The following is a 13,684-nucleotide window of genomic DNA, read 5'->3' as shown; positions in this document are numbered from 1 at the left end:
TCCCATCGTGACAGAGCGGTTGCGCTCGATCTCGCATCGCCAGGCGTGTCCTTTTTCAAAGGCAGCTTGTTGCGACCGATTTCATTGTTGCGCCTGTGATCCGTCAAAAAGACGAAGCCGGCCCGCCAGGTGTTGAATTTACAGCTTTCCTCAGCGCTGGCCGAATCCTTAACGAGCTCGCCGGACGCGGTCGCTCTTGCGCGATGCTGCTGAGATTTGGACAATATGCAGAGCCCTTTCGTTGGAAGTCTCCGCGCACTCCGGCCAATCTCGACGGTTGACCAAGGTGGACTTAAATGTGGGGATCGAAGCGATGAATAGCGAGCCCTCGGCATAAATAAGATTGCCAGAGGAGCGCACGGATCGCTTTGCCGTGCGTCCAATCGTGCCGCGCGGCAAAAGAGCTGCTGTAGCGGATTGTAGTCAGAAACAATTCACTGCCATCTTCGACGACATCGTAGTTGCGAGCGATGGAGTCGGCAGCAATTGGCGGCGAGGAGCACGCGCCCGGCAGCGTCCGACCAATCCCTCAGGCGCGGCAATGATGCTGACAGACAGAAACACCGCAATCGCGTCCCGGCGCTGGTTTGCACCCAAGCTTCTGATCTATCGACCAGTGGGATTCGCTGCCGGATGGTAAGACAAGCTGTCCTGGCTTCATTTGGAAATGTCGCAGTCCGTTGCCCGTTGGAGAGAGATCGGGCAGCGACGGCGGCACGGTGAGGCCGTTGGCGATTGACGATCAACTCGGCGGTCGCAGCTTGCTGCTGTTTGATGATGGGACCGCTGAGGCTTGCCGTTCCTTTGCTTCGTAATATTCGGCCGAGAACTTGATGGACCATCGCGCGAAGAACGAACGCAATTCCTGAGTGGGCTTCTCGACGCCCAAATGCTCTGCGACATGCGCCTCGCGCAACCACCTCACCGCCGACGTGAGGCCGGCAATGCGCTCGAGCCTCTCAACCGCTGCGGTCCCGGCGATCTCTGCCTGCCGATAGCGAAGGCCGACCTTTCTGATCACATGCACGCGCTTGATGATGTCGTAGCCCTTGAAGACGAGCTGAACGAGTGGATGCTTTCTGGCCTGCGGCCAGGCTGCCGGATAGACCGGTAGCACCAGAAGCTTGCTCTTCGCGATGACCGTTGCGAGCGGATGCAGGAGTTGCATCCAGGCTGGCCAGGATGTGACCTTGGCAAACAATATCGCGTGCATCGCCGTTGCCGCACCGAAAGAGATCGGCAGCCAAAGGACCGCGCACAGGATCACGAGCAATGCGGCATTCGGCGTGAGATGCCGGCATGTTCTGAACACCCATGCCATGCCGCCTTCAAAGGCATCATGCACAGCGTGTTCGAACGCCCGATAGCTGATCTTCCGCCGGAACCACAACCAGTTTCGGCGAATCGATCTACCCCACTGTCGACGCTTCGACGCGGACAGGGGAAGCAAGCGCACCGCGCCATTGATGACAGTTACGATGACATCGCCGACAACCCTGGCCGCGAACAGCGGCAGCCAGACAATCTGCATCGCAAAAGGGAAGGCGAAGTCAAGCATCCGCATCAAGATCGCAAGAACGAAACGCAGGATCTTGTTCGTGGCGAGCGCAACAACAACAAGTGGGATGATAATCACATCGTCGAGCGCACCGCGAAAGCGGCTTTCCTCGGTCCATGCCGGGTGACGACCATCGGTCACGGTGCACCGTCCGGGCTGAGTGCCGGCTCAGACTAGCACATTGCAAGCTCGAGGGGGGGCCTCAGGTACCGGTCGTTAGGCGACAGCGAGCACTCCGCATAAGGGGCCAGTTCGCATGACCCGCGTTAACCCTGTCTCTGATCTTGTCCGGTCGCCCCGCCGGCTGGTTCGGTTCTGCCGCCAAGCCGCCTTATTGGATGTCCGCAATTGGTCTCCGATTTTCGGGAGCTTATTTTTCGGCAGGCTTTGAACGAGGCGTCGCGTTCGGGAAGCGTGAAATCAGATGAAGGCGGCTCTCATCCTCGTTGGCTTCAGTACACTCGCGGTGATGGAGCTTGAGACGGCGCCGCGCATGACCAAGCCCGTGAACGCGCCGCCTGTTCAGGCGACCGTCGGGTTACGCGTCTCAGCCGATACGCTGACGACGGCAGACCGGCTCGGGACCCCGCACATGCACATGCAATTTGAAGCGCCTCCGCAGCCGGTCTCCTTGAGCGAACCGATGCCTCCGCCGGATCAAACGGCGAATGTTGCGCCAGAGCCTTTGAAGATCATCGCGCCACACCAGCGCACCGCAAGCGGGAGAAAATTCGCGGTCATGCTGCCCAGACCTCGGCCCGTGCAGGGAACGTCCAAGGCATTTGCGAATGCCAAGCGCGCCAAGCCAGTCGCGGAGGTCAAGCCCTGCCGGTCAGGTGTCTTCGATGGCCTGTTCAAGGCATTGAACCTGTCAACGGGATGTCAGAGCTAGCCCCAAGATACCTCTCTATCAGCGATATCGTTTCCGCCACGCCGGGTTCACGCGGCCACGGTATCAATCGAGCGGCGGATCACCTGGCGCACCTCCGCATTCGACAGGAACAGGTCGTGGTTGATAACGCCCCAGCCTGCCTCGGAAGCATCGACCACGCGCACCCCAAGCCCTTCGATGGCGGTCTTCTCGGCAGCGCCGACCCGTGTCATCCCACCAGCGATTTGCCCCGACAACGCCAGCGCGCGGTCGTTCGTCGCGGCGATGACGGTGATCTTGCGCGAAAGCGGACCGATGCGGTTGATCGACGACGAGAACACGTCCATGTCGATGTCCGGCGCGGCGAACACCACGGCCCCGATCTTGCCCGCAACGGCGTCACCGGATCGCGCATAGAGCTGGCGCAGGCTTTCGAGCGTGAGCATGGTTCCCATGCTGTGCGCGACGATGTGGACGCGGCCGGCGCTTGAACTCGTCACGACAGATTGCAGCACGCGTTCGAAGCCATCGCGGGACCACATTGCGCTGTCGCGGTCATAGGCGTAGTCGAACAGTCCAGCCTTCGAGGGCCAGGAGAATACCATCGTCTGGCCGCGGAACCTGATGCCATCGGAGAGATGCGCGGCATCGAGCGCCGCTGTCTCGAACGTCTGCTTGAAGCCGTGCACGTAGATCAGGACGTCCGGTCCGCCGCCGGCCTGCGCGACAAGACTGCCGACATCGCCCGATACCGGCTCGACCCCATCAAGACGCCAATCGTCAAGCCCCGCTGCAGCCAGAGAAAAACGGCTGTCACCAGGCGCCACAAGCTTCGCGCGTGCGACGGTCATCGTAGAAGCCCGCTCCGGCCCGAACCACGGCTTCGTCCGGCCGCCGTTCACTGGCTTGCGCGTGGTTACGACGAGCAATGTAGGGTCGACCGAGAGCGACGAAGCGTCGTAGCGTGCGCCGGTAGCACCCAGGCTGGCGCATCCGCCCAGCGCGACAACGCAGGCTGAGGACGCAAGCCCGCCAAGGAGCGCACGGCGGGACGCAATCACTTCGTGTTGCACTAAACGTCGGATGATCACGCAGAACCTTTGGGAACTGCCCCCTGGAGGAGCCCGCCCCCTGCGCGCGTTCCTGAATGATGATGGCGGCGAGAATAAGGGCGGGGCGCGCCACGCCGCTTGTTCCAAATGCGGATTGAAATCGTCGAATAATCAAACAGGTTTTGGTTCCGCCATGCGGAGGTTCGATCCCTCACTGGCCTAGTCAGGTCGCAACCCCAACTCAGGACTTCGTGGGGCTGCGGACCGCCACGCCGGGATCGATCGTCTGCGACGGCAGGCGGCGTTCGGCGGGGCGCGCGACCAGCAGATAGAGAACCAGGGCGAGCAGCGACGTTGCCGCCATCACCGCCGTCATCGACAACGCGGTCCGCCCGTCGAAGCGAAGTGCGACCAGTCCGCTCGATATCGCGCCGGCGGTCAGCTGAATGCTTCCGGCGGCAGCGCTGACGGCGCCCGCGATCTCCGGGAGACGCTGCATCGTCGCGCTCATCACGTTCGGCACGCTGAACCCGAAGCCGAGTGCGACCGCCATCAGCAGCGCGACCACGAGTGACGTGGGCATCCAGCCGGCCAATGTCATCGCGAGCAGGGCGGTGCTGGCGGCGGCCGACAGCGTCAGCCCGGTTGTGAGCATGCGCGCCGACTCTACGCCGCGCCGGCCGAGCTGGCCGTCGAGAAAGGCGCCGACCATGACGGCCCCCGAGCATGCGCTGAAGATCAGGCCATATTGCTCCGGGCGCAGTCCGATGGCGCCGACGAAGAACAGCGAGGCGCCGGTGACGTAGGCAAACACGGTCGCGCCGCCCGCGGCGCCGACCAGGATGAAAGGCAACGACACCGGATGCGTCAGCACCTGGCGGTAGCTGTCGATGACAGCAGAAAGCCCCAGGCGGCCGGCGCGGTCGGTCGTCGCAGTCTCCGCGAAGCGAAACATCACCACGACCAGCAGCATGAGACCGATCCCCGCCTGGGCGGCATAGATCGATCGCCAGCCGGCGATCGCCAGCAGGGCGGCGCCGGCCGTCGGTGCGATCACGGTCGCGACATTGACCGTGACCATGACGTTGGCGATCTTGCCTCGCGCGGCGTTGCCGTCGAAGAGATCGCGAATGATGGCAAAGGTCGTTGCGGTGGCGGCGGCGCCGATGCCCTGGACGAAGCGGCCCAGCAACAGAACCGGCAGCGAGGACGCTTTCGCGCAGGCAAGGCTTGCTGCGACGAACAGTACGAGGCCGAATGCCAGAATCGGCTTGCGGCCCAGGCGGTCGGAGATAGGTCCGTAGATCAGCGGCGCGGTGGCGAGGCTGAGCATGAAGGCGCTCATGGTCAGCCCGACATCCGACGCGCTCGCGTCGAGCGTCGCACCGGTTGCTGCCAGCGCCGGCAGATTGATGTCGATGCCGGAATAGGGCACGGCCGCCAGAAAACCGAGCAGCAGCGTGAAGGCGAAGGATGCGGGGTCGATTTGCATGGACAGATTTCCGGTTCCGGCTTGGTCGATGTGCATGAGGCGATGGAGGCGCGGTCGCCCGCCCTCCATCGCTGCGTTCGGCGATTACGCGCGCCGTTCGGCGCGCCGCCCCCGGGTTGCCGCCATCGCGCCGGTGTGCGAGCTCTCGTCGGCCACAAGCTCGCCGATGACCCGGAGGATTTCGGCCCGCGTGTCGATCCCGGCAAATTCGTCCGCGATCTGCGAGGCTCGCGACTGGAAGCGGGATTGATCGAGCACCGTCCGCACCGCGTCGCGCAGCGCCTTCGGTGTCGGCTCGTTGGTCGCGAGGTTGATGCCGACCCCGGACCATGCGACCCGCGCGTTGACGTCGGCCTTGTCTTCGGTCAGCCCCGCAGTGACCAGCGGGATGCCGAAGCTCATGGCCTGGTTGACGCTGCCATAGCCGCCGTTGGTGACGAGCACGTCGACGTTCGGCAGCAGCCATTCGAACGGCAGATAGCTGGCGATGCGCGCGTTCGACGGGATCTTGCCGGGGATGGCGTCAACCGGGCGGCCGCCTGCCGTCGCGATCACCAGGATGTCTTTCTCGTCCGCGAGGGCCGCCAGCGTCGGGGCAACCAGCAGATTGAAATTGTGATTGGCCACCGTTCCCTGCGTCACCAGAACGATCTTGCGCGATCCGTCGAGCTCTTCGGCCCAGGGGGGCGGCGGGACCTGGTTGGCGATGATCGGTGGGGTGCCGACGAAATGCACTGAGGGCGGAATCTCGCGAGGAAATTCGAAGCTTGGCACCGACAATTGCAGATAGGCATCCCCGAGAGCGACCACAGAATGGAACATCGGCATCGCGATCGGCCCGACCCCGAGAGACTTCAACGCCCGATTCAGGCGCAGTGACACCGGCTGATCGACTGCCGCATCAAATTCCCGCGCCATGGCCGCATAGCGATCGCGCTCCTCGCCGCTCTTTGCCGGCGGCAGACCGAGGAAATTGGGCGCGCCGTCCTCGCGCGCCCAATGCAGAAACGAGGTCCCGCAGAGCGCGATGGGAGGCCGCTGCGAGCGCGGTCCGAGCAGCATCGGCAGTACACCGAACAGCATGTCGTCGGCGACAATGATGTCGGCGGGGAATTGCCGCAAGATTTGCAGCAGCCCCTGGTGCTGAGCCGGAATGGCGTCGACGAAGATGCGCTCGCAAGCAACACGGAACCACTCCAGTCCCGGCGGGATGGTCTTGAGTTCGGGGAACCGCGAGAAGACGTCGTTCGGATCAAAGTCCGCGTCCTCGGGAAGGGGAAAGAATTTGACGCCGCTGGCTTCGACGCGGGCACGAAAGGCGGTGCCCGTCAGGAAAGCGATCTCGTGGCCATCGCCACGCAGGATTTGCGTGATCGCCAGCATCGGATTGAGATGACCCGTCGCCGGTGTCGAAGCGATAAGAATCTTCATGTGAGTTGACCTCTTGATGATCGATGCACGGTCGCCCCAGAGCGTCCGGTCGAGTGAGAGGCAATTGAAGCGATCGCCGTTACGCCAAGACTTCCGGCGGCAGCGAAAATGGTTACGGCGGCAACGCATCGTGGCGCTGCCAAGGCCGGGCAAAAAGGCCGGTGCAAAAACCGGTGACATCGCGCCGGAAGCCGATAACTCGCACAGGATTACAATTGTAACGCGAGCGGCGGGCGATGAAACGGCACGGAAACACCGCGCTGTTAATCCGGCAGACCTCCGCATGGCACACCTTCGCAGATATTGGCGCGTTGGCGTCGGCCGAAATTCATTTTTGACGATCCGGATGTCGCGCGGCATCGGTCGCGCCCAATTCATTGAGGACTGGCATGGAAAATATTGTCGCCCTGATTGCGATGGTTGCGTTCATCGCGTTTCTGGCCTGGCTGGGCGTTCGCGCCTCCCGGACGAAATCTGCTCTGGCGAAGTGGAGCGGCATGGTGCTGACGGCCATGCTGGCCATCTCAGTGTTCGGCGTTGCCGCTTTGACCGCGGTCGGTATCGTCCGGCAACACGCCCGTTCTGCACCGGTCCCGGATGTGAAGATCGAGGCGACACCGGACCAGATTGCCCGAGGCATGGCCGTGGCCGACGGCTTTTGCGCCGCATGTCACTCGCAGACCGGGACGCTGACCGGCGGCGGCGACGTGGCCAAGGATCTCCCGATTCCCATCGGCTCGTTCGTGCCGGCCAATCTCACGCCCGCCGGCGTCTTGAAGAATTGGTCCGATGCCGAGATCTTTCGTGCCATTCGCAATGGGATCGACGCGAGGGGGCGCTGGCTGGCGATCATGTCCTTCACCAATGCCGGCCGGCTCAGTGACGACGACACCAAGGCGGTGATCGCCTACATCCGCAGCCTGCCCGCGAGCGGTACGCAGACCCCGGATCCGCCGGATCGCTTCAGCCTGCTGGGCATCGTGATGCTGGGCGCCGGACTGTTGCCGGATGCGAAGCCCGTCTTCACCGGCGTGATCACCGCGCCGCCGAAGGCGCCGACGGCGCTCTATGGCAAGTACCTGCTGTCCTATCAGGATTGCCGCGAATGCCACGGCAGGGATCTCGGCGGCGGCGTGCCGGGACAATTGCCGCCGCTCGGACCGGACCTCGGTATCGTCAAGAACTGGAGCCTTGCGCAATTCGTCGACACCATGCGCACAGGCGTTGATCCGAACGGGCATCGGCTCGGCGAGCAGATGCCGTGGCGGCCGATCGGGCGGATGGATGACGACGATCTCGCCGCGATCTACCAGTACCTGTTGGCTCTGCCGGGCTCCTGATGATTCCGTGAAGCCCGCAAACGATCGCGCCCTGCGGGGGCGGGCAACAGCCTGCGCAGCACATCGCAGTCGCTGAACGACAGCGCAGGCCGCAGGCTTCCTATCGCCCCAAAGTAGTAAGCGTTGGGATCACAATTATTCACGTATGCGACATCCGGCGGAATTAGCCGCAGAATTACCCTGTTGCGACGTCATCACGGCATCATAGATAGGCTCAGTGTGTGCCGATGGCCTCGGATATCCCGTTCTATTTTGAGCGATTCCAATTCGGATGACATCAATATCATTTCACCACAGCCGGACGTTGACGTTCGCAATTCTTAAGTACAGCTCACTCGGCGGACGGCGAATTTTGAGAGTATGGAATGCTTGCAGATATTGGCCACATCGTCGTCGTCGATGACGATCCGACGTTAAGGCAAATGGTGATCAAATATCTCGAGGAGCACAATATCCCGACAAGGGCGGCCTCCAACAGATCGGAATTGAACCACTATCTCGATGGCAGCCAGCCGAGCCTGATCATCCTCGATCTTCGGCTTGGTCAGGATGACGGTCTGGACCTGTTGAGGGAAATCCGGTCGCATTCCGACGTGCCGGTCATCATCACGACGGGCCATCGTCCCGACGAGATCGATCGTATCGTCGGGCTCGAGCTTGGCGCCGACGACTACATCATCAAGCCGTTCTCCCTGAGGGAGCTGCTGGCGCGCGTCCGCGCGGTGTTGCGGCGGCAGGAGATGGGACGGGCCGCGCGCGCCCGCGATCCCGAGCGCGGGGGCTATCGCTTCAGCGGCTGGAAGCTCGAACGCCGTAGCCGAAAGCTGACCGATCCCGACGAAGCGCCGGTGCCGTTGAGCAAGGGAGAATATGCGCTGCTGCTGGCCTTTCTGGAGGCGCCGCAGCGTCCCCTGACCCGCGAGCATCTGCTGCAGGCGACCCGTATCCATGAGGATATCTTCGATCGCAGCATCGACGTCCAGGTGCTGCGGCTGCGGCGCAAGCTGGAGACCGATCCGAGCGCGCCGCGCGTCATTCAGACCGAGCGCGGCGTCGGCTATGTCTTCGCGGTGCCGGTCGATCCGTTCTAGAAGCAATTGGCGGATTGCAATTGTAGCCAATTTGCCGATGGCGGTGACCTTGGCGTAACAGCGGGCCGTCAGATTGCCTCCCACCAACAGCGTGTGGGAGATTTACGATGGAGAAGTATTCTCACAGTGTGAGCCGCGTTGCCTTGCCGGGTCACATGGAACTCGACAGGGCGAACTGGGTCGCACGATCTGACGGTCGCGGCATGGTCCGTCTCGGTGCGGTTGCCGCGAGGCATCGCGCGCCGGACATTGCTTCGCCTCCGGATGTGCCGCCTGCCGGGCAGGATCAGCCCGTCACCACATTCTGGTGGGCGGTCTTCGCCTCCCTGATGGAGGGCTTTGCCCTCTACGGTGCAGCCTTGCATCCGACCGCAGCCGCGCCGGTTCAGGCGATGCTGGAGGCCACGAGAGATTGCCGATCGCCCTCGGCGGGTCGCGAGCCCGCGGAGAAGAGCGGCAACGATGGAGCCGACAACAATGGGAATGACAATAATGGGAATATCGTCAGGCTCGATCGCGCCGCGCCGCGCGATGCGCGACTGGAGCGCAGCTGGAATCGGCTGGGGTCGCTCGGCGCGACCCTGGGGACTCTGATGGACCTGCCTGCGTACTGGCGTCGGGAACGTGAGATCAGGAAGGCCGTCGCTGCGTTGATGGAGTTCGATGACCGGACCTTGCGGGACCTCGGGATTTCCGGCAGGTCGGACATCGAGCGGGTGGTGAGGTACTGCCGTGATTGCTGACAGCATCGCCCGGAGCATGTGGCGGCCACCTTCGCGAAATCATCCAGCTTCGATCAAAATTCCTTGAGCAGCCGCGACAATTCTCGCTTCACCCCCACATTGCTGGGCGTGCAGCAGTTCGCCAGATTTCTCGGGGCCGGACGAGGTGCCGGCCTTCGACGTTGCGCGATCGTGATTTGCGCACTGGTGCCGTGCTCTCTGAAGGTCTCTCCGGCACCGTCGCAGTCGCCGCCGGCCTTCGTGTCGGTCCGCAAGGATGAGCCCATCACGCCCATTCCGGCACCGCCGGCAATCAATCCGCTGAAGGTCAAGCTCGGCGAACGACTGTTCTCCGATCGCAGGCTGTCGCACGACAATTCACGCAGTTGCGCATCGTGTCACGATATCGCGACGAACGGCGCGAGCCCGAGGCAGCACGATGTCGGCCCCGACGGGGCGGCGATCACGCTCAACACGCTCACCGTCTTCAATGCGGCGCTCAGCTTTCGCTTCGGCTGGGAAGGAAAATTACGCAACATCGAGGCCGATACCAGGGCGTCGCTGGAAAGCCCGCGCACCATGGCGAGCAGCTCGGTCGAGATCGCAGAGAAGCTCAATTCCGATCCCGACATGCGCGAGAGCTTCTTCGCGGCTTACGGCCACCGCCCGGAGCGCGGCGATGTCGTCGACGCGCTCGCGAACTTCCAGCGCACGCTGGTCACGCCGGGCGGCAAGTTCGATCGTTGGCTGGCGGGTGACGCCGCGGCGCTGTCGGAGGACGAGCTGGGCGGCTACCAATTGTTCAAATCGCTGGGCTGCGCGTCCTGCCATCAGGGCGTCAATGTCGGCGGCAATCTGTTCCAGCGCCACGGCATATTCCACCCGCTCGCATCGCCCGAGCCGAAAATTCTGCGCGTGCCGAGCCTGCGCAACGTCGCGACCACGCCGCCGTATTTCCATGACGGCAGCGCGCCGACGCTCGATGACGCGGTTCGCAAGATGGCCTTTGCCCAATTGAACGCCACGTTGACGGAGAAGCAGGTCAAGGCGCTCGTCGCCTTTCTGAACAGTCTGACCGGCACCTATCGCGGCGCGACTGTCGGAGGCTCCCCATGAAATTTGCCCCCGCCGTGATCGGCGTAACCTGCGTGCTCGCCCTGCTGACCTGGCTGTTGTTGAACGGGCTGAACTTCAATTCGGTGCGTTACGACCGTCAGCTCCAGGCGCTTGGCGACTTCACCCGGTTCGAACGCGCGATGACCAGGGAAGTGCTGACCGCGCGCGTCGGCCTGTCGCGCAACTATGACAAGCTGGTGCAGATGACCGATGCCTATGACGACGCCCTGACGCGGCTGCGCGAAACGCCGGGTCTCAATGCCGAAGAGACCAGGGCCATCGATGTGCTGTCGGCACGCGCCCTCCGGCAGGAGGATCTGGTCGAACGGTTCAAGAGCCGCAACGCGTTGCTCCAGAACTCCTTTGCCTATTTCGGTCTGTTCAGCGACAAGTTGGCTGAGTCGGATCAGCGGGCGCTGGTCACGGCCGCCTCCGCATTGGCGGCAGCGATGCTGCGCCTGACGCTCGATACGTCGGACGTCGTGGCGCGTCAGGTCCAGGGTCGATTGGAAGAGCTGGCGCTCGTGCAAACGCCGCCGCAGGACATGGATTCGGTCCGCGCGTTGTTGATGCACGGGGAGATGCTGCATGACCTTCTGCCCGACATCGACACGATCGTGAAGACGCTCGTCGCCGAATCGAACAACCGCGAGCAGGATGCCGTATTGGCATTGATCACCAGGCGTCAGCTCGCCTCGCGGGCGTCGGCGCGCCGGGTACGCCTGTTGCAGTTCATGACGTCGCTGCTGCTGCTCTGCGGCGTGGTCTATTTCGGATTGCTATTGCACCGGCGCGCGGTCACGCTGCGCCGCCGTGCGGCGTTCGAGCACGTCATGGCCGGCATCTCGATGCGGTTCATCGATTCGAGCCGCGAGAGGATCACCGCTGACGTCGAGACCGCGCTGCAACAGCTCGCCGGATGCATCGGTGCGGATCGCGCCTATTTCGTCGGCGCGACCGGGACGACGACAAGCACCTATCGGTGGTCCCGCGACGGGATCGCATTCGAGCCGGGTTGGCCGGATCGCGCGCTGAGCCTCGCGCCACGCTTCGACAGTGGCGAAGGCGGTATCGTCTATATTCCCAAGGTCAAGGCCGCCCATCCCGACGACACGATGAACCTGCTCGAGGACGCCGGCGTCGGTGGCTGGCTGTGCGTGACGGCGGTCAGGGGACATCGCGATGAAATCCTCGGCTTCGATACCGTGCCGGCCGGGGCGCTCGCATACTGGTCCGAAGTCTCGTTGTTTCGCATGGCGTTCGACGCCATCGGCAACGCGATCCGCCGGGTGCGGCTCGAAGGCGAGAAGGAGCGCTTGCAGGCGAGCCTGCAACAGGCACGCCGCATGGAAACCCTCGGCACCTTTGCCAGCGGTATCGCCCACAACTTCAACAATATCGTCGGTGCGATTCTCGGCTATGCCGAGATCGCCGAAGCGCGAATCCGGTCAGGAGGCCGGCCGGCCGGCAGCCTTGCGGAGATCCGCCGTGCCGGCGAGCGGGCGCGCGAACTGGTCGAACAGATTCTCGGCTTCGGCCGCCGCGGCGAGGGCAGGCGGGAGCGTGTCTGCGTCAGGACCCTGATCGACGAAACCAGATCGCTGCTGGCGGCTTCGTTGCCTTCGCACGTCCAGTTCGAGGTGAACGAGTCGGCCGAAGAGGCCACCGTGATGGGCGAGCCCGCCCAGTTGCAGCAGGTGATCCTGAATCTTTGCAACAATGCGGCTCAGGCGATGACGGAGCCGGGTTGCATCGAACTCGGCATCAAGGTGCGCGATCTTCAACAGCCATTGTCGATCGGACGCAGTGAGGTCGGCCCCGGCCGCTTCACCGTGATTTCGGTCACCGATCCGGGGCCGGGAATGGACGAGGCGACGCTGGAACGGATCTTCGAGCCCTTCTTCACGACGCGCCCGGACGGCAACGGCATCGGGCTCGCAACCGTTCGCGAGATCGCGGAGCAATATGGCGGCGCCGTCGCCGTGCAGAGCGAGCCGGATGCGGGCACGCGCTTCGACGTCTGGCTGCCATCCGGCGACCCCGACGAGGCGGTGCCGGTTCAGCACAGCCCCGATCTGGCGTTCCGTGGCGCGGGCGAGACGGTGCTGGTGCTCGACACCGATCGCCGTCGCCTGTTGCGCCATGAGGAAATCCTCGCGGCGCTGGGGTATGAGCCGGTCGGGTTCACCAGGCTGGCGGAGGCGATCACCGCCTGCCGCACCGCGCAAGCACGCTTCGATGCGGCGCTGGTGTGTCACATGCCCGGAGGCTCCTCGATCGAGCTGGCGGCGGCATTGCACGCGGCGGCGCCGGCCTTGCCGATGATTCTGGCGAGCCCATCGACGCGCGAGCTGGCGGTGCCGTCGCTGGAGACGTCAGGGATCACCGAGCTCGTTCATCACCCGCTGATATCGGCGGAGCTCGCCGGCGTCCTGGCGCGGAGCGTCGCCTCGTCGGCCGCGCGACGACGCGTGAGGCGGGCCGCCGTGGCGCGGTAGAGCGTTTTCGAGCGAAGCGGAAGCCGGCTCGCGCGAAGGAAGCGCGTCAAAACAGGAATCCAGAGTTGGCGCACGACAATCGGCGATCGCGGTTGCAATGGTAACGCGATGTCACCGCGGGCGAAATGGTCGAGTAGCCGGGACCTCCTATCCATCGTGTGCGCATCGTCGCAACGTCACCGCGATAGGAGAATGATGATGTCAATCAGACTTGGCGTGACCGTCGTCGCAGCTACGTTTCTGTTCGGATCGGTTTCCAGCCTCAGGGCTGCCGGAGGCGCAAGCGCGCCTGTGACCATGTCCTCGCCTGGCAGTGTGGACGCAATGAAGTTCGCGGACCTGTCCCGGCAGGCTCCCATCGGTCACCGGCAGCCGCGACGCAGCGACGTGCCCGGGTCGACGCAAGCCTCGCCCCAAGACGCGGAGCTGCAGCGGCTCGACAAGGAGATCGACCGCCGGCTGATCATCTGCCGTGGCTGCTGATGGCCGGCCGAGGTCATGGATCGCGCGCGC

The 13,684-nt window shown here is 63.7% G+C and carries 11 protein-coding genes; 7 read left to right on the top strand and 4 right to left on the bottom strand.

Going from position 1 to position 13,684, the window contains the following annotated elements; genetic code table 11:
• Positions 1 to 742: 742 nt before the first annotated feature.
• Positions 743 to 1,699 carry a hypothetical protein gene (locus tag AB7531_RS33635; RefSeq protein ID WP_063984902.1) on the bottom strand — a complete coding sequence of 319 codons (957 nt, stop codon included), beginning with the start codon at positions 1,697 to 1,699 and terminating at the stop codon, positions 743 to 745.
• Positions 1,700 to 1,982: 283 nt separating this feature from the next.
• Here AB7531_RS33635 and AB7531_RS33630 point away from each other — a divergent pair, with 283 nt between their 5' ends.
• The gene (locus AB7531_RS33630) at positions 1,983 to 2,450 is read left to right on the top strand and encodes a hypothetical protein (RefSeq protein ID WP_063984901.1); all 468 of its coding nucleotides are present in this window, start codon (positions 1,983 to 1,985) and stop codon (positions 2,448 to 2,450) included.
• A gap of 47 nt (positions 2,451 to 2,497) precedes the next feature.
• Here the strand turns inward: AB7531_RS33630 and AB7531_RS33625 are convergent, their stop codons facing one another.
• The 3 genes from AB7531_RS33625 to AB7531_RS33615 all read right to left on the bottom strand — a co-directional run bounded on the left by AB7531_RS33625 (position 2,498) and on the right by AB7531_RS33615 (position 6,404).
• Positions 2,498 to 3,520 carry an alpha/beta hydrolase gene (locus AB7531_RS33625; RefSeq protein ID WP_084795243.1) on the bottom strand — a complete coding sequence of 341 codons (1,023 nt, stop codon included), beginning with the start codon at positions 3,518 to 3,520 and terminating at the stop codon, positions 2,498 to 2,500.
• Between the two features lie 202 nt (positions 3,521 to 3,722).
• Positions 3,723 to 4,973 carry a multidrug effflux MFS transporter gene (locus AB7531_RS33620; RefSeq protein ID WP_231144381.1) on the bottom strand — a complete coding sequence of 417 codons (1,251 nt, stop codon included), beginning with the start codon at positions 4,971 to 4,973 and terminating at the stop codon, positions 3,723 to 3,725.
• 84 nt (positions 4,974 to 5,057) lie between these two features.
• A complete protein-coding gene (locus AB7531_RS33615; protein WP_063984899.1) occupies positions 5,058 to 6,404 on the bottom strand; it encodes a nucleotide disphospho-sugar-binding domain-containing protein in 1,347 nt (448 codons plus the stop codon).
• A 389-nt stretch (positions 6,405 to 6,793) separates the two neighbouring features.
• Here AB7531_RS33615 and AB7531_RS33610 point away from each other — a divergent pair, with 389 nt between their 5' ends.
• From AB7531_RS33610 to AB7531_RS33585, 6 genes are all read left to right on the top strand, one after another.
• The gene (locus AB7531_RS33610) at positions 6,794 to 7,744 is read left to right on the top strand and encodes a c-type cytochrome (RefSeq protein WP_063984898.1); all 951 of its coding nucleotides are present in this window, start codon (positions 6,794 to 6,796) and stop codon (positions 7,742 to 7,744) included.
• 365 nt (positions 7,745 to 8,109) lie between these two features.
• The gene (locus AB7531_RS33605) at positions 8,110 to 8,835 is read left to right on the top strand and encodes a response regulator (RefSeq protein WP_014497160.1); all 726 of its coding nucleotides are present in this window, start codon (positions 8,110 to 8,112) and stop codon (positions 8,833 to 8,835) included.
• A 107-nt stretch (positions 8,836 to 8,942) separates the two neighbouring features.
• On the top strand, positions 8,943 to 9,578 hold the full coding sequence (locus AB7531_RS33600) for a DUF1127 domain-containing protein (protein ID WP_063984897.1): 636 nt from the start codon (positions 8,943 to 8,945) through the stop codon (positions 9,576 to 9,578).
• Positions 9,579 to 9,764: 186 nt separating this feature from the next.
• On the top strand, positions 9,765 to 10,673 hold the full coding sequence (locus AB7531_RS33595) for a cytochrome-c peroxidase (protein ID WP_231144383.1): 909 nt from the start codon (positions 9,765 to 9,767) through the stop codon (positions 10,671 to 10,673).
• On the top strand, positions 10,670 to 13,171 hold the full coding sequence (locus AB7531_RS33590) for a two-component system VirA-like sensor kinase (RefSeq protein ID WP_063984896.1): 2,502 nt from the start codon (positions 10,670 to 10,672) through the stop codon (positions 13,169 to 13,171). Before AB7531_RS33595 ends, AB7531_RS33590 begins: the two co-directional genes overlap by 4 nt.
• Before the next feature lie 324 nt (positions 13,172 to 13,495).
• The gene (locus AB7531_RS33585; protein WP_354097065.1) at positions 13,496 to 13,654 is read left to right on the top strand and encodes a hypothetical protein; all 159 of its coding nucleotides are present in this window, start codon (positions 13,496 to 13,498) and stop codon (positions 13,652 to 13,654) included.
• The last annotated feature ends 30 nt before the right edge of the window (positions 13,655 to 13,684 follow it).

The sequence above is a fragment of the Bradyrhizobium sp. 63_E2_N1_3 genome (assembly GCF_052076005.1).
Classification (GTDB): Bacteria; Pseudomonadota; Alphaproteobacteria; order Rhizobiales; family Xanthobacteraceae; genus Bradyrhizobium; species Bradyrhizobium barranii.
This window is presented reverse-complemented; position numbering and strand designations above follow the sequence as displayed.